General features: G+C 64.2%; 28 protein-coding genes and 1 pseudogene. 11 read left to right on the forward strand and 18 right to left on the reverse strand.

The genetic code is table 11. From position 1 onward, the window contains the following. Positions 1 to 81: 81 nt before the first annotated feature. Positions 82 to 660 (reverse strand): nicotinamide riboside transporter PnuC, encoded by a 579-nt coding sequence (gene pnuC, locus BB28_RS15800; RefSeq protein ID WP_046254182.1) that lies wholly within the window; start codon positions 658 to 660, stop codon positions 82 to 84. 36 nt (positions 661 to 696) lie between these two features. Between pnuC and BB28_RS15805 the strand changes: the two genes are divergently transcribed. Further along, positions 697 to 1,314, forward strand: a complete 618-nt coding sequence (locus BB28_RS15805; protein ID WP_046254183.1) for a uridine kinase family protein — start codon at positions 697 to 699, stop codon at positions 1,312 to 1,314. Here the strand turns inward: BB28_RS15805 and BB28_RS15810 are convergent. The 4 genes from BB28_RS15810 to rpsB all read right to left on the reverse strand — a co-directional run bounded on the left by BB28_RS15810 (position 1,311) and on the right by rpsB (position 5,042). Next, positions 1,311 to 2,693, reverse strand: coding sequence for a family 1 glycosylhydrolase (locus tag BB28_RS15810; protein WP_046254184.1), 1,383 nt, complete (start codon positions 2,691 to 2,693; stop codon positions 1,311 to 1,313). The genes BB28_RS15805 and BB28_RS15810 overlap by 4 nt on opposite strands. A gap of 26 nt (positions 2,694 to 2,719) precedes the next feature. Next, entirely contained in the window at positions 2,720 to 3,313 is a 594-nt protein-coding gene (locus tag BB28_RS15815) for a TetR/AcrR family transcriptional regulator (RefSeq protein WP_046254185.1), read from the reverse strand. Positions 3,314 to 3,389: 76 nt separating this feature from the next. Next, positions 3,390 to 4,208: a translation elongation factor Ts gene (gene tsf / locus BB28_RS15820; RefSeq protein WP_046254186.1), complete on the reverse strand. Its 819-nt coding sequence runs from the start codon at positions 4,206 to 4,208 to the stop codon at positions 3,390 to 3,392. Next, on the reverse strand, positions 4,209 to 5,042 hold the full coding sequence (gene rpsB / locus BB28_RS15825) for a 30S ribosomal protein S2 (RefSeq protein ID WP_030094010.1): 834 nt from the start codon (positions 5,040 to 5,042) through the stop codon (positions 4,209 to 4,211). 371 nt (positions 5,043 to 5,413) lie between these two features. On the opposite strand from rpsB, the gene BB28_RS15830 reads away from it, so the two are divergent. Continuing rightward, positions 5,414 to 5,872 carry a M23 family metallopeptidase gene (locus tag BB28_RS15830; RefSeq protein WP_075874286.1) on the forward strand — a complete coding sequence of 153 codons (459 nt, stop codon included), beginning with the start codon at positions 5,414 to 5,416 and terminating at the stop codon, positions 5,870 to 5,872. On the opposite strand, the gene BB28_RS15835 is transcribed toward BB28_RS15830, so the two are convergent. Both BB28_RS15835 and BB28_RS15840 read right to left on the reverse strand, forming a co-directional pair. Further along, on the reverse strand, positions 5,860 to 6,105 hold the full coding sequence (locus tag BB28_RS15835; protein ID WP_046254187.1) for a hypothetical protein: 246 nt from the start codon (positions 6,103 to 6,105) through the stop codon (positions 5,860 to 5,862). The two genes, BB28_RS15830 and BB28_RS15835, sit on opposite strands and share 13 nt — an antisense overlap. A 14-nt stretch (positions 6,106 to 6,119) precedes the next feature. Continuing rightward, on the reverse strand, positions 6,120 to 7,085 hold the full coding sequence (locus BB28_RS15840) for a TetR family transcriptional regulator (protein ID WP_046255895.1): 966 nt from the start codon (positions 7,083 to 7,085) through the stop codon (positions 6,120 to 6,122). Positions 7,086 to 7,242: 157 nt separating this feature from the next. Here BB28_RS15840 and BB28_RS15845 point away from each other — a divergent pair, with 157 nt between their 5' ends. The 3 genes from BB28_RS15845 to BB28_RS24655 all read left to right on the forward strand — a co-directional run bounded on the left by BB28_RS15845 (position 7,243) and on the right by BB28_RS24655 (position 11,032). Further along, complete coding sequence (locus BB28_RS15845) at positions 7,243 to 7,650, forward strand: MmpS family transport accessory protein (protein ID WP_046254188.1); 408 nt, start codon at positions 7,243 to 7,245, stop codon at positions 7,648 to 7,650. Further along, positions 7,647 to 10,586, forward strand: a complete 2,940-nt coding sequence (locus tag BB28_RS15850; RefSeq protein ID WP_046254189.1) for an MMPL/RND family transporter — start codon at positions 7,647 to 7,649, stop codon at positions 10,584 to 10,586. Before BB28_RS15845 ends, BB28_RS15850 begins: the two co-directional genes overlap by 4 nt. 200 nt (positions 10,587 to 10,786) lie before the next feature. After that, complete coding sequence (locus BB28_RS24655) at positions 10,787 to 11,032, forward strand: hypothetical protein (protein ID WP_046254190.1); 246 nt, start codon at positions 10,787 to 10,789, stop codon at positions 11,030 to 11,032. Between the two features lie 13 nt (positions 11,033 to 11,045). Here the strand turns inward: BB28_RS24655 and BB28_RS15855 are convergent, their stop codons facing one another. The 3 genes from BB28_RS15855 to BB28_RS15865 all read right to left on the reverse strand — a co-directional run bounded on the left by BB28_RS15855 (position 11,046) and on the right by BB28_RS15865 (position 13,792). Next, the gene (locus tag BB28_RS15855) at positions 11,046 to 11,960 is read right to left on the reverse strand and encodes a tyrosine recombinase XerC (protein ID WP_101312521.1); all 915 of its coding nucleotides are present in this window, start codon (positions 11,958 to 11,960) and stop codon (positions 11,046 to 11,048) included. Beyond that, positions 11,957 to 12,787, reverse strand: a complete 831-nt coding sequence (locus tag BB28_RS15860) for a siderophore-interacting protein (RefSeq protein ID WP_046254191.1) — start codon at positions 12,785 to 12,787, stop codon at positions 11,957 to 11,959. The genes BB28_RS15855 and BB28_RS15860 overlap by 4 nt, the downstream gene beginning before the upstream one ends. 294 nt (positions 12,788 to 13,081) lie before the next feature. After that, entirely contained in the window at positions 13,082 to 13,792 is a 711-nt protein-coding gene (locus BB28_RS15865) for a TetR/AcrR family transcriptional regulator (RefSeq protein WP_044104081.1), read from the reverse strand. 231 nt (positions 13,793 to 14,023) lie between these two features. Here BB28_RS15865 and mbp1 point away from each other — a divergent pair, with 231 nt between their 5' ends. From mbp1 to BB28_RS15885, 4 genes are read left to right on the forward strand one after another with little or no spacing between them, the layout of a single operon-like run. After that, positions 14,024 to 14,266 (forward strand): microaggregate-binding protein 1, encoded by a 243-nt coding sequence (gene mbp1 / locus BB28_RS15870; RefSeq protein ID WP_046255897.1) that lies wholly within the window; start codon positions 14,024 to 14,026, stop codon positions 14,264 to 14,266. A 53-nt stretch (positions 14,267 to 14,319) separates the two neighbouring features. After that, positions 14,320 to 14,625 (forward strand): GlsB/YeaQ/YmgE family stress response membrane protein, encoded by a 306-nt coding sequence (locus BB28_RS15875; RefSeq protein WP_030094029.1) that lies wholly within the window; start codon positions 14,320 to 14,322, stop codon positions 14,623 to 14,625. A gap of 41 nt (positions 14,626 to 14,666) precedes the next feature. Further along, positions 14,667 to 14,954, forward strand: a complete 288-nt coding sequence (locus BB28_RS15880; protein ID WP_075874268.1) for a hypothetical protein — start codon at positions 14,667 to 14,669, stop codon at positions 14,952 to 14,954. A 13-nt stretch (positions 14,955 to 14,967) separates the two neighbouring features. Further along, the gene (locus tag BB28_RS15885; RefSeq protein WP_046254193.1) at positions 14,968 to 15,384 is read left to right on the forward strand and encodes a hypothetical protein; all 417 of its coding nucleotides are present in this window, start codon (positions 14,968 to 14,970) and stop codon (positions 15,382 to 15,384) included. Positions 15,385 to 15,422: 38 nt separating this feature from the next. Here the strand turns inward: BB28_RS15885 and BB28_RS15890 are convergent, their stop codons facing one another. Genes BB28_RS15890 through rplS form a run of 4 tightly spaced genes read right to left on the reverse strand, consistent with a single transcriptional unit; the run spans position 15,423 to position 17,657 of the window. Continuing rightward, positions 15,423 to 15,728 carry a DUF2469 domain-containing protein gene (locus BB28_RS15890; protein ID WP_005056986.1) on the reverse strand — a complete coding sequence of 102 codons (306 nt, stop codon included), beginning with the start codon at positions 15,726 to 15,728 and terminating at the stop codon, positions 15,423 to 15,425. 10 nt (positions 15,729 to 15,738) lie between these two features. Continuing rightward, complete coding sequence (locus BB28_RS15895) at positions 15,739 to 16,410, reverse strand: ribonuclease HII (protein ID WP_046254194.1); 672 nt, start codon at positions 16,408 to 16,410, stop codon at positions 15,739 to 15,741. 10 nt (positions 16,411 to 16,420) lie between these two features. Further along, positions 16,421 to 17,299, reverse strand: a complete 879-nt coding sequence (gene lepB / locus BB28_RS15900) for a signal peptidase I (protein WP_046254195.1) — start codon at positions 17,297 to 17,299, stop codon at positions 16,421 to 16,423. Positions 17,300 to 17,315: 16 nt separating this feature from the next. Continuing rightward, entirely contained in the window at positions 17,316 to 17,657 is a 342-nt protein-coding gene (gene rplS, locus BB28_RS15905) for a 50S ribosomal protein L19 (protein ID WP_030094034.1), read from the reverse strand. Between the two features lie 281 nt (positions 17,658 to 17,938). On the opposite strand from rplS, the gene BB28_RS15910 reads away from it, so the two are divergent. Continuing rightward, positions 17,939 to 18,844 carry a serine hydrolase gene (locus BB28_RS15910; RefSeq protein WP_046254196.1) on the forward strand — a complete coding sequence of 302 codons (906 nt, stop codon included), beginning with the start codon at positions 17,939 to 17,941 and terminating at the stop codon, positions 18,842 to 18,844. Here BB28_RS15910 and trmD read toward each other — a convergent pair. The 4 genes from trmD to rpsP are packed head-to-tail and all read right to left on the reverse strand — an operon-like array spanning position 18,791 to position 20,787. Next, positions 18,791 to 19,510, reverse strand: a complete 720-nt coding sequence (trmD, locus tag BB28_RS15915) for a tRNA (guanosine(37)-N1)-methyltransferase TrmD (protein ID WP_046254197.1) — start codon at positions 19,508 to 19,510, stop codon at positions 18,791 to 18,793. The genes BB28_RS15910 and trmD overlap by 54 nt on opposite strands. A 10-nt stretch (positions 19,511 to 19,520) precedes the next feature. Beyond that, a complete protein-coding gene (gene rimM, locus BB28_RS15920) occupies positions 19,521 to 20,051 on the reverse strand; it encodes a ribosome maturation factor RimM (protein ID WP_046254198.1) in 531 nt (176 codons plus the stop codon). A 5-nt stretch (positions 20,052 to 20,056) separates the two neighbouring features. Next, complete coding sequence (locus BB28_RS15925) at positions 20,057 to 20,299, reverse strand: RNA-binding protein (RefSeq protein WP_005081564.1); 243 nt, start codon at positions 20,297 to 20,299, stop codon at positions 20,057 to 20,059. A gap of 8 nt (positions 20,300 to 20,307) precedes the next feature. Next, positions 20,308 to 20,787, reverse strand: coding sequence for a 30S ribosomal protein S16 (rpsP, locus tag BB28_RS15930; RefSeq protein ID WP_030094038.1), 480 nt, complete (start codon positions 20,785 to 20,787; stop codon positions 20,308 to 20,310). Between the two features lie 222 nt (positions 20,788 to 21,009). Here rpsP and BB28_RS25830 point away from each other — a divergent pair. Beyond that, positions 21,010 to 21,381 (forward strand): annotated as a pseudogene (locus BB28_RS25830) (toll/interleukin-1 receptor domain-containing protein); the annotation flags it as partial. Positions 21,382 to 21,874: the final 493 nt, after the last annotated feature.

Genomic DNA, 21,874 nt, shown 5'->3' on the forward strand with positions numbered 1-21,874 from the left:
GTTCGGCCAGCGATTGTGCGGTATGACCGGGGCCTTGCCGCAAGGCCCCCTGTCCGATATATGTTGGAAGGAGCACGGTGTTCATACCGAGTCGGCGGTCGTCTCCCTCCGCAACTCTTTGCGCCAGCTCCATAGCCCGACCGCGGCCATCACGCTGAGAAACGCATAAAGACCTGCCGTCAGGTTCAACCCCTTGAACAGATAGACACCTACGGAGAACGTGTCGGTGATGATCCAGAGTGCCCAATTCTCGATCCATTTTCGGTTCATCATGAATTGGGAGACGATACTGAGCCCGGTGATCACCGAATCAAGCTGAGGGGCATTGGAATCGGTGAACGTGATCAGGAACGCATACAGTCCCGCCACCAGGACGGCTAGGGAGAACGCCAACGGCAGCCACGCCCACTGTGGCGTCCGCCGTACCACCACACCATGCCGATCCGGGCTGCCCCGTAGCCACAGGTACCAGCCCTGAGCGGCCAGCGCAATGAACATGACCTGCAGGGCCGCATCGGCGTACAGGGTCTGCCGGCTAAAGACCACGATGTAGAACAGCGAGCTGACGATCGCGACCGGGAAGGTCCAAATATTCTGGCGGACAGCGAGGATGACGAACAGTACACCGGCCAGGCTGCCGATTAGCTCTGTCCAGTCCACCGCAACAGGCTAGCCGAGCACCAGTAAGCTCGCGCCATGGCGACACCGGCACCACTGCGAAGCTTCGCGTGGCTGGCCACGATCATCAACGAGAGCGAGCCACACTGCGGCGATGTGCGTGTCGTGGCCATCGACGGCAGAGGTGCCGCCGGTAAGAGCACCTTTGCTGCACGACTACGCACAGCGGTCTCGGCGACAACCCCGTCTACGGTGCTGCTGCACACCGACGACTTCGCGTCCTGGGAGACGTTCTTCGGGTGGTGGCCGCGGTTCGAGGAGCAGATTCTCGCGCCCTGGGCGCACGGCAACCTGGCGCGGTACCGCCGCTACGACTGGACGACCCGAGAGTTCGGCCCACCGGAGCAGTGCGCGCCGCCGTCGGTGCTGATTCTCGAGGGCGTCGGCTCGGGCCGCGCAGCCGCCGCCCGCTGGTTGAGTTCGCTGATCTGGGTGCAGACCGACCAACTGACCCGTAGGCGCCGGGCGGAGGTTCGCGATGGCGAGGAGCTCCGCGAGTTCTGGCGATTGTGGCTCAACGAGGAGGACGCGCACTTCCGCCGCGATCCCACCACGGTGCGCGCCGACCTCATCGTCGACGGCGATCCCGCGGTGCCCCCGGACGACCCCGAGCGCGACTTCCTGCTCGGCCGTTAGCGCAGCGGCACCGTCGGCCCGTTCGGGTCAAGTGGCGCGCAGCTGTCCTGCCCTACCGTCGTCGAGCATTTCGCCGCCGGGATCACCGGGCGATAGCCGGCCGCGGTGCCCGCATCCCGGGTGATCTGGGTGTAGGTCTGGACCGCATCGGTGGGCACCCGCTTCAGTGCCGGATCACCCAGTGCGTCGACGGTGTATAGGCCGAAACGTGGCCGGTAACTTCCCCATTCGTAGTTGTCGACCAACGACCAGTAGTTGTACCCGATGATCGGGATGCCGTCGGCCTTGGCCCGCTGCAGCCAGAAGACGGTGTCGCCCAAGTACTGCGACCGGGTCACGCCGTCAGAGCGCGGCTTTCCGTTATCGGTGACCATGCCGTTCTCGACGATGTAGATCGGCAGTCCGGGGTATCGCTGCGCGTAATGCCGCGACACGTAATAGATGTCCTCGGGCTGCAACTTGATGTTCCAGCGTGCGGCCATGCTCTGCGCCGAGGCCGGATTGTCCAAGGCGGTGCCGGTGTAGTAGTCGAAGCCCAGGTAATCCAGGCTGCCGGTGACCCGGTCGAAGAACGAGCCCTCGAGACCCTTCACCCCAAAACCTGCGAACTGCGCCAACACATCCGGGGGGATGTAGGCCTCATTGGTGGTCACCTTGGCCTTGGGGTCGGCGTCGTGCGCGGCCCGGTACACCGCACGATGACCCTGCGCAAGACGATCCAGGAAGCCCTCGAACTGATCGGGTTTGATCGCGCCGGTGCGCACCTCCATCGCCCCGAAAGCCAGCGGCTCGTTGATGCTGACCCACAGCACCCCTTGTCCGGCATAGCGTTTGGTGATTGCCTTGGCGAAGTCTTCGAACGCCGCGATGTTGTTCATGAAGCCGCCGCGATCGGCGACCCAGCCCGGGTACACCCAGTGCATGAGCGTGATCATCGGGGTCATGCCGTTCTCGCGTAGCGTCGCGACGATGGAGTCGTAGTACGCCAGTTCCTTCTCGTCCCATTTGCCCGGCTCGGGCATCACCCGCGACCACTCCAGCCCAAATCGAAATGTATTGACGCCCATGGCATGAGCATTGGCGATGTCTTCGGCGTATCGATGGCGGAAATCATCGGCCTGCCGGTACGGGTCGACCGGGCCAGCCCCTAATGGATCAGCCCCGGGCTCTACCGGCTTACCGGCGGTGCGATCGACATAGCGTCGCCAATTGCTGTCAGGAGCACTTCCCTCCACCTGGTAGCCCGCAGTTGCAGTACCCCAGTAGAACCCGCGATCCCAGGCGGAGTCGTCCTTCGAACTCTCCTGCCGCGGGCTGCAAGCAGCCAATCCCAATGCCACGACGACTGCCGATGCCACTACGGAGACGATCCATTTCATGCTAAAACCATACACTGTATGGTTTTCTAGGCGAGTAGCCGCTCCCACACCCGCCGCATGTGGCTGCCCATGTCGATCGATGGATCCGACATCCACTGGATCTGAATGCCGTCCGCGGCTGCGATCAGCGCCGCCGCCGCGAATTCAGCATCGACATGCTCGGGAACCTCACCGGCGGCTTGGCGCCCTCGCACGTACTCGGCGATGAGCGTGCGCATCCTCTCGTACCTCTCCCGCAGGTAAGCACCGGCAGGATGGCCCGGGTCAACGGCCGCGGCGGCCGCCAGTGAGAGATACACCGTCCCGGAGCCGGGCTTACTCGCCTTGTCGAGCATCGCTTGTGCGAGCACCTCGCCGGGGTCGATCTCGGTGTCCGAATTGCCATACCAATGTTCAAATCTGGCATCGGCATCGCGCTGGATCTCGGTGAGGATCACATCGCGCGTCGGGAAGTAGTGCATGAGCCCGGCCAGGCTGATGTTGGCCTCCTTGGCGATGACACGCATCGAGGCACCGGCTTCCCCGTCGCGCTCCAACACCCTCAACGCCGCGGCGAGAATCTCCTGACGCTTGGCTACGCCTTTGGCGTACCGGTTGGCATCGCGCCCGACAGCTGGCATTGCCCGAGGCTAGCGCACAAACAGTTCGGCCCCGCACAGGAACGAATCCTGGCGGGGCCGAATTGTTTTGAGAAACCTACGCTTGGCCGACCTCGAACCGCGCAAAGCGGGTCACGGTGACACCGGCCTCGTCAAGCAGAGCCTTGACGGACTTCTTGTTGTCGGACACCGACGGCTGATCCAGCAGCACGACATCCTTGTAGTAGCCAGTCACGCGCCCCTCGACGATCTTGGGCAACGCAGCCTCGGGCTTGCCCTCGGCCTTGGCGGTCTCCTCGGCGATGCGACGCTCATTCTCGACCACGTCGGCCGGAACGTCTTCGCGCGTCAGGTACTTGGCCTTGAGCGCGGCGATCTGCAGCGCCACAGAGTGCGCGGCACCCTCGTCCGAACCGGTGTACTCGACCAGCACGCCCACGGCCGGCGGCAGGTCCGCGGCGCGCTTGTGCAGGTATGCCTCGACAGTTCCATCGAAGTACGCCACCCGGCGCAGCTCCAACTTCTCGCCGATCTTGGCGGCCAGGTCGGCGATCGCCTGCTCAACGGTCCGGCCGTCCTCGACCTTGGCGGCCAGGAGGGCGTCGACCTCGCCGATCTTGCCGGCAGCGGCCGCACCGACGATGGCGTCGGCCAGGCCCTGGAACTCGGCGTTCTTGGCAACGAAGTCGGTCTCGGAGTTCAGCTCGACAAGTGCGCCGTCACGCGCGACAACCAGGCCCTCGGCGGTGGCGCGCTCGGCACGCTTGCCGACGTCCTTGGCACCCTTGATGCGCAGCACCTCGACGGCCTTGTCGAAATCACCGTCGGACTCGGCCAGGGCGTTCTTGCAGTCGAGCATTCCGGCACCGGTCAGTTCCCGGAGCCGCTTCACATCGGCGGCTGTGAAATTCGCCATTTAGCCTTCCTCGGTTGTGGTTTCGGTGGTCTCGGCCGCGGGCGCAGCACCGTCGTCGGTGGTTGCGACAGCGGAGGCAAGCAGTTCCTGCTCCCACTCGGCAAGCGGCTCGGCGGCCTCTGGCTTCTCGTCGCCACCGGCCAGGCCGGAGCGGGCCTGCAGGCCCTCGGCGATCGCGGAAGCGACGACCTTGGTGAGCAGCGCGGCGCTGCGGATCGCGTCATCGTTGCCCGGGATCGGGTAGTCGACGACATCGGGATCGCAGTTGGTGTCCAGGATCGCGATGATCGGGATGTTCAGCTTGCGGGCCTCGGCTACGGCGAGGTGCTCCTTGTTGGTGTCCACCACGAAGATCGCCGACGGCACCTTCTGCATGTCCCGGATACCGCCGAGGCTGCGCTCAAGCTTGTTCTTCTCACGCGTGAGCATGAGGATTTCCTTCTTGGTGCGTCCCTCGAAGCCACCGGTCTGCTCCATCGACTCCAGCTCCTTGAGGCGCTGCAGACGCTTGTGAACAGTGGAGAAGTTGGTGAGCATGCCGCCCAGCCAGCGCTGGTTGACGTAAGGCATGCCAACGCGAGTCGCCTCTTCGGCGATGGGCTCCTGAGCCTGCTTCTTGGTGCCGACGAACATGACCGACCCACCGTGGGCGACGGTCTCCTTGACGAACTCGTACGCCTTGTCGATGTAGGTCAGCGTCTGCTGCAAGTCGATGATGTAGATGCCGTTGCGGTCGGTGAAGATGAACCGCTTCATCTTGGGGTTCCAACGACGGGTCTGGTGCCCGAAGTGCGCGCCGCTATCAAGCAGCTGCTTCATAGTTACTACAGCCATGAGTCCATGGTTCCTTTTGTCGGTTGTCGCCCGGGATCGGGTGATCCTGGGCCCTAGCGTCTGCTGATGCCGGAACCCATTCCTCGATTCCCGAAGGAAACCCTGGATGGGACCGCCCGGCATGCTGGTCACGAGTTCGTGTACAGACGCGCGAAGTCAACCCGCTAGGCGAGTTGCGGTCATGAGTTTACATGCTGCGACGAGTGCTTTTCGCCACGCACCGAAGCATCGGGCGCAGACCCCGGAGGTTGTCCACAGGGCCGAAATGGCTCTTTCCTCCACCACAATCGTCCGGTCACGATGATGTCGTGAGGTTCAGAAGGGTCGGCTGTCCTGGACTGATCCTGGCCGTGGCGCTGACCGCCTCCCCCGTGGCCACCACCGCACCGGGTGACACGGGTGATCGTTTCGGCTGGCCGCTACGTCCTCGACCTGCGGTAACCCGGCACTTCGACAAGCCGCGGGAGCGTTGGAACCGGGGCCATCGCGGGGTCGATTTGGCCGGCTTCCCCGATCAGCGGGTGGCCGCGGCCGGGCCGGGCATCGTGGTGTACGCCGGATCTCTCGCCGGTAGGACGCTGGTCTCGATAGAACACGTCGGCGGCCTGCGCACCACCTACGAGCCGATTACCCCGCTGGTCAAGCCTGGCCAGCGCGTGAGCGAGGGATCGGTCATCGGGACACTACGGCCCGGACATCCCGGCTGCGATGGTGCGGCCTGTTTGCACTGGGGCGCGCTGCGCGGGCCTGCTTCGGCGGCGAACTACCTGGATCCGCTGGGACTGTTGGCCGCTACGCCGCTACGGCTCAAACCGCTTCAGGCGGGCTGACAGATGTCGACGTGCGCGGGCTTTCCAGTGGCCTGCGACAGCCTGGTGACCGCGTCATGGAATCTGTCGAGTGCGTCCTGTTCGGTGACCACTTGGTAGAACGCGCGCATCTCACCACCGTTGGCCATGCACACCCACCACGGCGGGTACACATCAGCGGTCGCCGTTCCCGGTGCCACGAGTCCGAGACCTACGACGGCGGTAGTGGCCGCCACCAGAATTCCGGCGCGCATGCTTGGAACTCTAATCATCGGACCGATTTCGACCAGGCCCTTGCCCACAATTCCAGCGGGGCCAGCGCGACGAGCAACGCCTTGCCCACCGCCGTCAGCGAGTACTGCCCGTCCTGGCTGCGCACGATGTGGGCGGCGGTCAGCTCGCTCAGGCGTGTGGTGAGGACGCCGCTCGATACCTCCCCGACGTCGCTCATATGCTGCCTGAGCTCAGAGAAAGTCTTTGACCCGGACCGCAGCTCCCAGAGCGCCAGAATGGCCCAACGGCGACCGAAAAGGTCGAATGCCGCGTTGAGTGGCTGCCCGGAACCGGACCCCCGCACGGGCTTGCCCGGGCGGGGCGTGGCGACCCCGTCGGGCGACTCCGCCTCGGATATCCCGGCACTGGCGATGATCGTGATCAGTCGGCTGGCGCGCTCGGCCATCTGCTCTGCGCTCTGGTCTGGGTGCCGGATCCACCAGGTGATCATGGCGCCGACCATCCCCATCCAGCCCTGCGTGAGCACACCGATGTCCTGTGGATCGCGCAGCTCGGTGGCCGCACTTCCCACCGCGGCCACGCCCTGGCCGGCCAGGGCAGCGAGACGCATTCTGGCGATCCGGGCAGCCGCCAGTGCATCACTGTCCTCAGGCAGCGTCTGATCCCAAATCACCAGCCAATCGGATGGGCGGGGTGCCAACGCCTGAAAGATCGCCTGCAGCACTGCCCGTGGCAACGCGAGTGTGGGCGGGGCCGCTTCCATTGCCGCAGCGATGTGGTCACCGACGATCGCTCCGGCGCGCTGCACGCACGCGATGTAGAGCTGCTCCTTGGACCCGAAATACGCCAGCACCATGGGCTTGGATACACCGACCGCCGATGCCACCGCCGCCAGGGACATGCCCGCGTATCCGCTGCGGCCGAACTCCTGGCACGCGGCATCGAGGATCTGCTGCTCCCGCTCGGCGCGGGGCATGCCCTTGGTACCTGCCCGTGTCACCAGTCCCTTGTACCAGCCTCGAGCCTTCCCGTGCCGAGTATTCATGTGCGCGGCATCACAGTAGACCGATCGGTGTGATGTTCATATGACCAACTGTTAAATTAACAATCGGCCAGTTAACGTCAACGCTCACCAACCGGATCAATGAGGAGCTGGAATGCGTGGCGCGTGGGTGTATCTGGTATCGACGGCGGTCCTCTGTATCGCCGGGGCCTACATAGCCCATCTGCGGCTCAGCGACATTCCTGACCCTGCCATCGGCCATTCGGCCAAGCCTCCAGTCATCGGCAAGCCGCGGGACAAGGTCGTCGAGTACCGGCTCGACGGGCCCGCAGGCAGCGCAATCACGGCGTCCTACTTGGACGTCGACGGCGCCGTACGCGAAGTGTCGGGCACGCTCCCCTGGCAGACCACCCTGCACGCCAAACAACTTGTCGTCCCAGCGGGACTCGTCGCGCAAGCCAGTTCGGGGCAGATGTCTTGTCGCATCACGATCGACGGGCTCACACGTGACCAAAGCGCGGCCAACGCATCGGCCGTCTCCTGTCAGGTGGCGGTGGCGTGAATCTCGTGGACAAGTTTCGCGTACAGGTATGGGACAAGTTGTGGGCCGGTCCCGCCGACGTGGCACCCGCACCGGGACGACCGCTGCTGGCGCGGCTGCTCTACCGGTTCTCCATACCTATCCTGGTGGTGTGGCTTGGCGCGGCCGGCATTCTCAATCTCGCTGTGCCCCAGCTGGAAACGGTGATCAAACAGCACGCCCGCTCGTTTCTGCCCGATGACGCCGCCTCCGTGCAGGCGATCTCGAAGATGGGCGATTACTTCGGCGGTGCCGGTACCAACAACTTTGTCTATCTCCTCCTCGAGGGCGAAGCTCCGCTGGGCGCCGAGGCGCACCAGTACTACTCGTCGATCCTCGATCGGATCAACCAGGACAAGAAGCACGTCAACTCCTCCATGGATCTGTGGTCCGATCCGCAGTTCGCGCCTGCCAACGAAAGTGCCGACGGGAAGGCCGCATACGTCCTGATCAACCTCAAGGGCAACATGGGGACTGCCCTGGCCATGGAATCGACCGCGAAGATCCGCGAACTCATCGCCCAGTACCCGCCGCCCAAGGGAATCACCGCGCATCTAACGGGTCCGTCTGCGGTGGTGAACGACGAGCTGGTGTCGATCAACGACTCGATCCTGATCCTGCTGATCGCATGTGCGGGGCTGGTGGGCCTCATCTTGTTGGTGGTGTACCGCTCGCCGATCACCATCGCGCTGCCACTGCTCGTCGCGGGAGCGGGGCTTGCCGTCGGCCGGCCCATCGTCGCGTTCCTGGGCCAACACCAAATCATCGGCGTGTCGATTTTCGCCTCGGCACTACTGGCGGTGATCGTGCTGGGCGCCGGAATCGATTACGGCATTTTCCTTTTGGGCAGATACCAGGAGGCACGGCGAGCCGGTGAAGACCCGGTCGAGGCCTACTACACGGCACTGGCGGGGGTGCAACACATCATTATCGCCTCGGGGCTCACCGTTGCCGGGGCGACAGCCTGCATGGTCTTCACCCGCCTGGCCATCTTCAGTACGTCGGGGCTGCCCTGCACGGTTGCGGTGGTGGTCACCCTCGCCGCCGCGCTGACACTCGCGCCCGCCGCACTGGCTGCCGGCAGCAGATTCGGATTCTTCGAGCCGCGCGAGGAGAAGTCGCAACGCCGGTGGCGGCGCATCGCCACGTACGTGGTGCGCTGGCCCGGGCCGGTGTTGGCAGGCAGCTTGGCCGTGCTCGCGATCGCATTTCTGGCAGTGCCCGGGTTCCAGCCCAGTTACAACGAGCGGCAGGCCCAGCCCAGTGACTCCCCCGCGAACGTCGGCTTCGCCGCCTCGGACCGCCATCTACCGCCAAATATCATGTCCCCCAGCGTCTTCATCGTGGAAGCAGACCACGACATGCGCAACTCCGCGGATCTGATCGCCCTGGCGAAAATGAGCAATGCCGTACTGAACATCCCCGGCATCAGCAACGTGCAGGGCATCACCCGGCCGCTGGCGGCCCCCTTGGAACTGGGGACACTGCCCGCGCAGGCCGGTTATGTCGGTGGGCGGCTGACCCAGATGACCAAACTGCTGACGCAGCGCATCGAGGACCTGACCGCCCTCAGCGGCCGGGTGGGCCAACTTTCGCTGACGGTGCGGGGCCTGGAGCAAGCGCTGCGCACCGGCACCGTCGGTGCGACCCAGATACATTCAGGTGCAACGGAATTACGCACCAGCCTGGCCGCCGTGGTGCAGAAGGTCGACTCGTTGCGCGGGACGGCCAAACCCGCCGAGGACTTCATCGGCGGGATCCCGAACTGCCGCGATAACGACTATTGCCAGGCCGCCCTCACCGGGTTCTCCCTCTTCGACGATCTGCACCGTTTCGACGGGCTTGTCGGCAATCTGGTGAACGGAACCGGCACGCTGGCACAGACCTTGCCGGCACTCGGTGCGCAGTTGCCAGGACTCAAGGACTTCATCACCCAGGTCAACGCGGTTATCGCACCACTGCAGAGCACCCTGCAGGTTCTGCTGCCTCAGGTCACCGAGATCACTCAGTTCACCGATGACCTCAGCAAGAGCTTCACGGCAGGCGACCCGAGTAACTCCTTCTTCATACCCACGCAGGCCTTCGAGAATCCACTCTTCAAAAGCGCTATGCCGTACTTCTTCTCCCCCGACGGCAAGGTGACCCGGATGGTCGTCACTCCGGAAAAGGAGGGGTTCAGCCAGGAGGCCATGGACCTGAGCTCCGAGATCATTCCGACGGCACTGCAGTCCATCAAGAGCACATCGTTGGCAGGCAGCACGGTGAGTATCGGCGGGCCGGGCGGCACCCTGCTGAACATCGAGGCCTTCACACGTGAGGACTTCATCACCAGCGCCGTGGCCGCGTTCGCCTTCGTGTTCTGCGTGATACTGATCCTGCTGCGCAGCCTCGTCGCCGCGATGGTGGTCATCGGGACTGTCGCGCTGTCCTACGTCTCGGCGCTGGGCGTCACCGTGTTCGTCTGGCAGGACCTCGTCGGGATCCCGCTGCATTGGTCGGTGGCGCCACTGTCATTCGTGTTCCTTGTCGCCGTCGGCGCCGATTACAACATGCTGCTGGTGGCACGGTTCCGGGAAGAGATACACGCGGGCATCAAGACAGGTGTCATCCGCTCTATGGCCAACACCGGCGGGGTGGTGACAACCGCGGGCCTGGTCTTCGGTTTCACCATGTTCGCGATGATCGTTGCGCCGGCGCGCAACATCGCCCAGCTCGGTACGGCGGTCGGACTCGGGCTGCTGATGGACACCCTGATCGTGCGATCGTTCCTCGTGCCCGCCATCGCGACCCTGCTGGGCCGCTGGTTCTGGTGGCCAGTGGTGGTACACGACAGGGCCGCTAGCCGCGACGCGGGCCGACAGGGCACGGCACCCCCAGGCCCGCTGAATCATGCACAGCTCGTAGGTGCGCCGCGATGACGTGCGCGGACTCCGCTCAATACCAAGGCAGGTGAGCAACACATGCGGTGGCGCAGTCTTTCATCAACCGGTGTAACCCACACCTCTGTCGAGATGCGCTTAGGCACAAGATATCTCGATGACCACAGGTGCGAATTGAACCTCGGCCCGCTGCAGCTCAGCATTGTCACACCGCACGCTTGGAACCGCGGGTAACGGCCGTGCTTTCGGGAGCCGGGTTCGCCGCAGTACTTCTGTTCCTGGTGGTGGTGGCCCTGTGGGCGGCCGGTGGTAATGGCGGGTCGATGAGCTATTACCAGCGCGAAGTGGAACGCATGATGCGCAAGCAATCACGGCAAGAAAAGGCGAGTCTGGAGGCAAGAACCCGCCATACCCGGCGGCAACAGTGGGCCAGTCGCGTCAATCCCGCCCGGGCATGCCGACGGAAACACGGGCACGACACCTGAGTGCCTCACGACATCACGCCCTCGGGTGCGCCTGATCGTGGACGGCTCGTAGACGCGCCACGGTGACGTGGGTGTACAGCTGGGTGGTGGCCAGCGTGGAGTGCCCGAGGAGTTCCTGAACAACACGCAAGTCCGCACCGCCTTCCAGCAGATGCGTTGCGGCACTGTGCCGCAGACCGTGCGGGCCGATATCGGGGGCGCCGGGCACGGCGGACATGGTCTGATGCACCACGGTGCGAACCTGACGCGGATCGATACGCCGGCCACGCGCACCCAGGAGCAGCGCGGCACCTGAGCCCGAGTTGGCGAGATCCGCCCGACCGCGCTCCAGCCACGCCGTCAGCGCATCGGCGGCGGGACCTCCAAACGGCACGGTGCGCTCCTTGTCGCCCTTACCCAAGACGCGCAACACCTTTCGCGACCTATCGATATCGTCCACATCCAAACCGCAAAGCTCACTGACCCGAATCCCGGTGGCATAGAGCATCTCCACGATCAGCCGATCCCGCAGTGCCATCGGATCATCTTGCTCGGCACCCGAATGCGCGGCTTCCATCGCCGCCACGGCCTGGTCTTGTCGTAGCACCGCAGGGAGGGTGCGGCGAGATTTGGGCTGTTGTAGACGAATCGCAGGATCCGTCTTCATCAATCCGCGACGGGTCGCCCACGCGGTGAAAATCTTCACCGCCGAAGTACGCCGCGCGACCGTAGACCGCGCCGCACCCTGCCGCGCTTGAGCGCCGAGCCATGACCGCAACACCGGCAATGACAGATCGGCCAGGGATGCCTGCGGATTGGTCGCCGACAAGTGATCAAACAACGAGGTGAGATCGCCACGATAGGCCCGTTGGGTGTGTACCGACCGTCCGCGCTCCAGCGCCAGATGCTCGGCGAACTCGTCGAGAATCGCGGTCAGCTGCGGAGTCACTCCCTCACGGTAGCTTCGGCGGCCGCTAGCTCCTGCTTCCACACGCGGAAAGTCTCCTCGGTTCGCCCACGGCGCCAATAGCCCGAAATCGAGGCGGCCCACTTCGGTGCGACCCCACGTTCCTTGCGTATGTACGGCCGCAGGTTGTGCATGACGGTCTGGGCCTCACCGTGGATGAATACCTGCACCTGTCCGGGCAGCCACTCCGCCGAGCGCACCGCCGCCACTAACGGGGCGTTGTCCCCCGCCAGGCTCTCGTCGACCTCGTCGGCACCAGCGCCCCGGTGAACCCAGACAATCTCGACATCGCCGCGGGTCTCGAAGGCGATCTCATCCTGCGGGCCGGCCACCTCGATGAACACCTTGGCGCGGGCGCCCTCTGGAAGTGCTTGCAGCGCGACGGTGATCGCCGGGACGGCCGATTCATCGCCGGCGAGCAGATGCCAGTCAGCGGCGGGATCTGGTGAGTAGGCGCCATGCGAGTCGGTGAGATACAGCTTGTCACCTGGCGTGGCCCGTGCAGCCCACGGGCCCGCCACCCCAGCGTCGCCGTGCACCACAAAGTCGATCGCGATCTCGCGACGGTCGGCATCTACGGAACGGATGGTGTACGTGCGCACCGTGGCCTGCATGTCGCGCGCCTGATCGATGTCCCGCGGACCCGGCCCTTCGTGACCCTCGGGAAGGAATATCAGCTTGGCGTAGCTGTCGGTATCCGCGTTGGCCTCGAAACCGTCGAATCCGTTACCGCCAAGCACCACCCGGGTGATGTGCGGAGTCACTTGTTCGGTGCGAACGACCTGTAACTCGTGGAGCGGGCGTGCCATATCGCCTCCTGCGTCGAATCCTCCATGTCAATTGCCTTGACTATACGGAGGAATGCCTGTGAATGGGCGCCCCCGTCAGGGCAGCATGCCCCTGACGATCAGCTCTGCGGCGGCCTCGGCGTGCGCGTGCACATCGCCATCGCCCTCATCAGCAAAATACCCATCGGCCGAGCATGGGACACGCCCAAGAGATCCGCAACTCGTACGATGGCCTGCTGGCGAGTAATTCCCATCACAGTCGGCCAAAATCTGTCAGGTCCGGAGGGGCAGCGCCAAGCAAACCATGACCGCGGTCTAGCGCGGAGCGTTGCCCTCGAGCCGATCAAGTAGCGATTCGAGCGCCTCTTCGAACTCTGTCGCGCTGTGGTCTTCACTGAGCTGTTGCTGCATCCGCTGCAGATTCGGGTAGTTCGAAAGGCTCCGCAGCGTCTTCTCGGGCAGCTCGTCTTCCACCGGACTCAGCGAGACGCCTCGTGCTGAAACCTCCAGGAGCAGCTGGCCCAGCAGGAAGGTGGTGTACGCGCGGTAGGCGGTCACTGCTCCCCGGTCGTCGAAGCCGTAGGAGATCAGTGTGTCCAAGAAGGTCTCCATCCACTTCATGCTCCGCAGCGGCGGCCGAACCCATGGGGCCTCCGGTGGCCGGGTCGCCAACGTCGGAAACAGGTGAGGGTGATCGATGGCAATCGCCCGCACGCCATGCGCGAGCCGGACGAGATAGTCCTGCCAACCGTCTTCCTGCCGTCGGGCAGCGAGTTGATCGTCGTACAGCTTTTCGACCAAGTGGTCCACAATGCCGCCGAGTAGGTCCTGGCGGCCATGGACGTGGCGGTAGAGGGCCATCGCTTCGACACCGCAGGCAGAACCGAGCCGCCGCATCGTCAGCTGATCCAACCCATCGCGGTCCACCAGCGCGATCGCGGTATCGAGGATTTCCGCACGAGTCAGCGATCGTGGGCGGCGCCCCTCCGGGGTGCCTGCACCTGTTCGGTTGTCCGTCTCGTCCACTGCGTCGGTCACTCCCACCGTGCATTTCGGGGTTCGGGCTATGACGGCGATCCCGTGGCGGCTTTGCCGTCCTCCACGACGGTACCTCTGCTAGCTAAACAGCTGGCCAGCGGCTATTTGTTTACAAAGTAGTTTACGTAGTACACAACCCTTGCTACGGTGGATTTGGTCGCCTCACGACGAGGCGACATCGAGCGGTTGCACCGCGCACGCACTGAAAAGGAGCGACAGATGAGCGATGACAACAAGGACAGCGGTCTTGAGGCCGGGATCAAGGGCGTCGTCGAAGACGTCAAGGGCAAGGCCAAGGAAGCCTTCGGCAAGCTCACCGATGACGAGTCGCTGGAGCGCGAAGGTCAGGCGCAGCAGGACAAGGCCGAAGCTCAGCGTGAGGTAGCCACCAAGGAAGCCGAGGCTGAGAAGGCCCGCGCCGAGGCTGCGGTGCATCAGGCACGCGAAGACGCCGAGAAGTAGCAACACACCGCACAGCAGCCCGCTCCACTCCCACGAGAACCAGGAAACCACACATGATTTCACCTCTGGCCGCTGATGTTGCGGCAGCTCACCTCGGCTTTGGCATCGGCTGGATCGCATGGATCGTGATCGGCGGCCTCGCCGGATGGGTGGCCAGCAAGATCATGGGCACCGACGCCCAGCAAGGGCTCCTGCTCAACATCGTGGTGGGGATCGTGGGCGGGCTGCTGGGCGGATTCTTGCTGAGCCTGCTCAACGTCGGCACCTACGGCTTCGGCTGGATTCTGACATTCGTCACTGCACTCGCGGGCGCCTGCATTCTCTTGTTCCTCGTGCGCCTCGTCAGCGGCAGGCGATGAGTAGCAACAGATCCCAGCAGTCCACAACAGAAGGGGCCCTAGTGATTCCGTCCATTTCGAAGAAACTCGCGGTGGCCGCCGGTATGGTCGCGGCCATCTCGCTGGCGGGCTGTTCCAGTGTGATCAATCAAGGTGGTGACACCACCTGCAAGGAATACCTCACCCAGGACGAGGCCACGCAAAATGAGGCCGTCATCAAGATGCTCAAGGACGAAAACCAACAAGACCCCAGTGGTCTGCAGTCCACCGCAGCACGGAACTCCGCCTTGGCCTACTGCAAGACGTTGGGCAACGAGAACAGCAAGATCAAAGAAGCCCCACACCTCTAACCGGGAGCATCACATGAGAATGCCAACAGTCAAGCCCACCAAGGTTTTTGCCGGATTCGCCATCGTTATTGGCGCGGCTCTGGCCGGGTGTAGCACGAGCACCGACAGTGGCCCGACGAGCACCAGCACGACGACCACAACAACCACAACCACCACGACCGTTCCTGCGCCCAGCGGTGCACCGGAAGGCACCCCGGCACCCGGCCCGACCGGTAGCGGAGGTCCCGAGGGCGGATCCGGCGCCATCCCCGGCGGTCCGACCGGAGGCGGCGGACCCGGCGGCGGGAGCGGCAGTATCCCGGGCGGTCCGACCGGAGGCGGCGGACCCGAGGGCGGCGGGGGCCATATCCCCGGCGTCGGCGGCGGCCACGGCGGCCCGGGTGGCGGCGGCGGATGCGTCGACAACGTGGGTTGCGTCAGCATCCCGTAGAGCACGTACGGCCGAACAGAACTGCGCCTATCGGAGATCTACTCCGGTAGGCGCAGTTCTGGCTTGTCGACCTCTTCGATGTTGACGTCCTTGAAGGTGATCACGCGCACGTGTTTGACGAAGCGCGCCGGCCGGAACAGGTCCCACACCCACGCGTCAGAAAGGCGCAACTCGAAGTACACCTCGGAGTCGGTGTTCCGTGGAATCACCTCGACGCTATTGGCCAGGTAAAACCGTCGCTCGGTCTCCACCACGTAGCTGAACTGCCCGACGATGTCCTTGTACTCGCGATACAGCGAGAGTTCCATCTCGGTTTCATACTTTTCGAGGTCTTCAGCGCTCATAGACTTTCCATTATCCCCCCTGTGAACTTCCCTGCGCCGCATTGCGCACGTTCACGAACGACTGTCGATGCTGAACTGACGGTCCCAGACGCCGCAGCGCCTCGGTATGGACGGCCGTGCTGTAGCCCTTGTGCACCGCGAATCCGTACCCTGGGTGATCGGAATCCATGGCCACCATCACTCGATCCCGGCTGACCTTCGCCAGCACGCTGGCCGCGGCGATACATGCCGCCGAGGCGTCGCCACCGATGACCGGCAGCGAGGGCACCGGCAGTCCCGGCACCCGGAATCCGTCCGTCAATACATATCCCGGCTTGACGCCCAGACCGGCTACCGCGCGCCGCATTCCCTCGATGTTGGCCACGTGCACGCCGATCCGGTCCACTTCTTCGGCCGGCACCGACACCACGTGATACGCCTCGGCATACCGACAGATGAGGGGAAACAGCGTCTCGCGCATCTTCTCGCTGAGCTTCTTGGAGTCATTGAGCGCGGCAAGGCTCTTCCGTTGGTTTGGGCCAAGCACGCACGCGGCGATCACCAACGGACCCGCACAGGCTCCACGTCCGGCCTCGTCCACACCGGCGACAGGCCCCAAACCCACTCTGTCCAGGGTCAATTCGAGGGTCCGCAATCCGGATGCTTTGCGAATCACCGTCCGCGGCGGCCAGCTGGTACTCATACCGCGAGAACTAGGTCTGGGGGTTCACCGATGCGACGCCGCCCCACCGTCCGGGCGGCCATGCGATGAAACGCGCCTTGCCGATGACGTTGTCCACCGGCACAGTGCCGATGTTCGGGTCGCCCGTGCAATAGACGCGCTGACGCTCATCCATCGCCGGGCCGGCATCACGTTCGAGGCTCTGGCAGTGTGCGCGCGAGTCGCCGCTGTGCGTCCGGTTGTCCCCCATCATCCACAGCTTGCCTTCTGGCACCTTGACGGGCCCGAACTGGAAACTCCAGCAGGCGTTGGTGGGGTCGATGTCGCTACCGGGACCGATGGTTTCCGGATCCAGATACGGTTCGTTGAGCTTCTTGCCGTCGACCGTCAGGCCCGTATCCCAGCGGCATTGCACGGTCTGCCCGCCGGTGGCGATGACACGTTTCACCAGATCGTTCTCATCCGGCGGTACCACGCCGATGAACGACAGCGCGTTCTGCAGGTACCGGACGGCGGTGTTGTCCGACCGGATCGATCGGTAGTTGCCGTTCCACTCGGGCGGGCCTTTGAACACCACAACGTCGCCGGGCTCCGGATCGGTGAACCGGAACACCACCTTGTCGACCATGATCCGGTCACCGGTGCAACCACGGCAGCCGTGCAAGGTCGGCTCCATCGACTCCGACGGAATGAGATACGGCCGGGCGATGAAATTCTGTGTGATGCAGTACAGGACCAGAGCGATCAGCAGGAGGACGCCGACCTCTTTGAGCATGCCGGAGCCGCTGTCTTCGTCGTTCGACGATGCTGCGGATGATGCCTCAGCGGCTGGTTCGGTTTCGGGAGCGTCGGCAGTAGTCTGCGCGGACGTTTCAGACGGCCCTGATTCCCCGGACACCGGTGCTGTCACGAAAGCGCCGACTCGGTCAGCGCTTCTCCTTGATCTTGGCCTTCTTGCCGCGCAGCTCACGCAGGTAGTACAGCTTCGCGCGACGGACCGCACCACGGGTGACGATCTCGATGTGGTCGATGTTCGGCGAGTGCACCGGGAAGGTGCGCTCGACGCCGACGCCGTAGCTTTCCTTGCGGACCGTGAAGGTGGCACTCACGCCACCACCGGAGCGACGCAGCACGGCACCCTTGAAGACCTGGATGCGCTCCTTGGAGCCCTCGATCACCTTGACGTGCACGTTGACGGTGTCACCGGGGCGGAAGTCGGGCACATCCTGGCGCAGCGACGCCTGGTCGACAAAGTCCAGCGTGTTCATCGGTGTACTTCCCTCTTGGTCTCTCGACTCAATCGCGCGGCCGGGTCGCATACGGGGTATGCACCTGCGCCGATCAGTAGTTGCGTAGTTCTGTCTGACTTGTGGCCAAGCGGCAGCAGACAGCTACCCGATTGTGCCAGACAGGGGCCCTTTCAGTGAAATCGCCCACCCGAGCACCCCTTGGGCAGCGGCTATCCAGACAGTACCGGTAAGCTACCGTGACCGGAACACCTGTCACATAGGTAACAATTCAGAGTCCGACCGCAGAGGGGGTCTAGGTTATGCGCGGCCATCACCTGTTTGCGGGCTTAACGCTCACTGCAGTGACCGCCCTGACCTCTGGATGTGTGGCATCGGTGCGCAGCGACCCGGCTACCCCGGTGCTGGCAGTTGTCAGTGCCCCCGCCGAGCCTGCGCCGGTCTTCGAGGTGGAAAGCCCCCCATCCTTCGAGACCCTGCCCGAGCGCACCATCGCAGCAACCACCCAGGCCAAGAGTGCCGGCGCCGTACTCACCGCGGTCATCAAGGACCGCGCCTCCGGTGCCGTGGTCTCCAACGGCAACAACAGCACCATTGCCATCGCCTCGGTGGCCAAGCTGTTCATCGCCGACGACCTGCTGATGCGGGAATCGACCGGCGACGTCACCCTGACTCCCGCAGATCGCGCCTCTTTCGACCGGATGCTGCAGTCCTCCGATGACAGCGCAGCCGAGATCTTCTGGCAGCGCGGGGGCGGAAACTCGATCATCACCCGGGTCGCCGCGCGATACGGGCTGCCCTCCACCACCGTGCCCTCCGACGGGATGTGGTGGAACACCATCAGCACTGCCAACGACCTGGTGCAGTACTACGACATGCTGCTTTCCGGCACCGGTGGCCTGCCGCCCGAGCGCGCGAACATCATCGTCGACGACTTGGCCCGTTCGACGCCCAACGGCATCGACGGCTACCCCCAGCGTTTCGGAATCCCGGACGGAATCCCCGGCGAGCCCGTCGCGGTGAAGCAGGGCTGGATGTGCTGTGTCGGGTCGGCGTGGATGCATCTGTCGACCGGCGTGGTCGGTCCCGACCGTCGATTCATCGTGGTGGTGTCGTCCCTGCAGACCGCCAACGACGTGACGGCGCGCAACACGCTAACTCAGGCCGTCTCCACCATGTTCCCCGGTGGACGAATCGAAGCCGAGTAGATCCGGGCGACGCTGCGCCGTCCGCTGACGCGACTGCTCGGCCCGCCAGGCCGCAATCTTGGCGTGATCACCTGAGAGCAACACCGGCGGCACATCGATCCCCCGCCAACTCGGCGGTCTGGTGTAGGACGGCCCTTCCAAGAGCCCGTCGGAGTGTGAGTCTTCTTGCGCGGAAAGCGCATTGCCCAGCACCCCGGGAATCAGCCGCAGTACCGCCTCGATGATTACCAACGCGGCGACCTCGCCGCCATTGAGCACGTAATCGCCGATCGATACTTCGCGCACCCGCATCCGGGTCGCAGCGTCATCGGCAACTCGCTGGTCGATTCCCTCGTAGCGTCCACACGCGATCACCAGATGGTCTTCGGTGGCCCATTGGCGGGCACTCTCCTGTGTGAAGGGGTATCCGGCGGGCGTTGGCACCAGCAGAAGCGTTTCCGGCGTGCAGATCTCGTCCAGGGCATCACCCCAGACCGTTGGCTTCATCACCATGCCGGGACCACCGCCGTAGGGCGAATCATCGACCGACTTGTGCACGTCGTGCGTCCAGCGCCGCAGATCATGCACCGCGACATCGACAAGCCCGGCCTCGATAGCCTTGCCCGGCAGAGACTGCCGCACCGGCTGCAGATAGTCCGGGAAGATCGTGACGACGTCTATTTTCATGCCGGAATGCTCACGACAGGTCCAACAGACCTTCGGGGGGATCTATCTCGATTGCCTTGTCTGCCAAGGAGATCGATGTGACGATCGCGGAGACAAACGGCACCAGAATCTCGCCGCGCTGGTCCCTGTTGTGAGGTTTCACCGAAAGCAGCTCGCCGCCCGGAGTGTGCAGCACCTCGGAAACGGTTCCGACCATCGCACCCTCCCGGGTCCGCACCGCAAGTCCTTCGAGCTGATGATCGTAGAACTCGTCCGGATCTTGAAGGGGAGGAAGCTCGCCGGCCTCAACCGTGAAAAGGGTGCCACGCAAAGCGTCTGCCGCGTCACGGTCGGCCACTCCGGAAAGTCTGATCAGCAGCCTTCCGGTGTGCTCACGCACCGATTCGACGGTGAATTCACGATTACCGCCGCCCCGAGGCAGCCGCCCAGTCAGCACCGAGCCGACGGCAAAACGCTCGTCTGGATCGTCGGTGCGGATTTCGACCGACAACTCGCCGGTGACGCCGTGCGCCTTGGCGATACGCCCGACCACAAGCTCCATCGGAGCTACCGGTCGGTGTCCACCACGTCGACCCGGATGCCGCGGCCACCCACACCCGCGACCAGGGTGCGCAGCGCGGTGGCGGTACGCCCGCCCCGACCGATCACCTTTCCGAGATCGTCGGGGTGGACGTGAACCTCTACGGTGCGGCCGCGACGGTTCGTCACCAGGTCAACGCGGACATCGTCGGGGTTATCGACGATTCCTCGTACCAGATGCTCGACGGCGTCGACCACCACAGAACTCATCTGAGGTCCTATTCGCTTGCGGCGTCAGCAGATTCGGCCGGAGCCTCGGCGGCTTCCGCGGCCGGGGCCTCGGCGGCCTCGTCCTGCTCGGCCTTCTTCGGGGCCTTCTTCTTTTTCTGCTGGATGGCCTCACCCGTGGGGGCGCCGTCGGCCTCGGCCAGAGCGGCGTTGAACAGCTCCAGCTTGCTGGGCTTGGGCTCCTTGACCTTCAGGGTGCCCTCGGCGCCGGGCAGGCCCTTGAACTTCTGCCAGTCACCGGTGATCTTCAGCAGGGCCAGCACCGGATCGGTCGGCTGCGCGCCGACGGACAGCCAGTACTGCGCACGCTCGGAATCGATCTCGATGAGGCTGGGCTCTTCCTTCGGGTGGTACCGGCCGATCACCTCGATGGCGCGGCCTTCGCGGCGCGTGCGCGCATCGGCGATCTGGATGCGGTACTGCGGGTTGCGGATCTTCCCGAGGCGGGTGAGCTTGATCTTGACAGCCATGACTACAACTTCTCCTTGAGGTATCACGCGGCAATTCGGCGATGCGTGCGGACATGCACGATCCGGTTTTGCCTCGCGTGGGTCTGACCGCAGCTGGCCATGGCCAGCACAACGGACGGTTTGCCATTGTGCCAGAACACGCCCTACCAGGCCAAATCGTCCGCCACCCGGGCTCCCCTTTGTCTACTATCACGACAAACGCTGCAAGTGGGGGGACAGACTATGGACAACCGTGCCGAGACGACCGAACCGGAGGATCCTGCGTACGCGGCGGAGCTGCCGCTGACCGAGCCCGGCGGATACGACTATGACGCGTTCCTGTCCTACAGCCGCGCCGATACCGCCGTAGCAGAAGGCATCCAGAAAGGCCTACACAGCATCGGCCGAAAACTCGGCCGACTACACGCCCTGCGCGTGTTCCGCGACAAAACCGACCTCGCCGCGAGCCCCAGCCTGTGGGCCAAACTGACTGAGGCGCTGGACAAATCCCGCTACCTCGTCGTGGTGCTCTCCCCCAACTCGGCAAGCTCCGAGTGGGTTAACAAAGAGATCGACTACTGGTTGGCGCACCGCGGACGCAACAACCTCGTCCTCGTCATGGCCGACGGCACCCTCATCTGGGACGACACCCACGGAGCCTTCAACCCGCAAAACTCCACCGCAGCACCACCAGCCCTGGCCACCCCCGACGCCCTGGGCACCGAACCCATCTACATCGACGTCTCCCAAGACAACCCCTGGGACATCCAAAACCCCGTCTTCCGAGACAAACTCACCGACATCGCCGCCCCCATCCACGGCAAACCCAAATACGAACTCGCCTCCGACGACCTCCGAGAACAACAACGCTTCCGCAGATTCCGACGCCTCGCCATCACCGCACTAGCCCTCCTGCTAGTCATCGCCATTGCCGCCGCATCAGTAGCCTTCATCCAACGCCGCGAAGCCCAACAACAACGAAACGAAGCCATCCATCAACGCAATGATGCGGTCGCGCGGGGCCTGGTAGCCGACGCCGATGCCATCTTCAAACGGGTGCGCGGTGGAACCTATGACCAAGCGCTACAGGAACTGACCGTGGCCGCAC

The sequence above is a fragment of the Mycobacteroides chelonae CCUG 47445 genome, assembly GCF_001632805.1.
Taxonomy (GTDB): Bacteria; Actinomycetota; Actinomycetes; order Mycobacteriales; family Mycobacteriaceae; genus Mycobacterium; species Mycobacterium chelonae.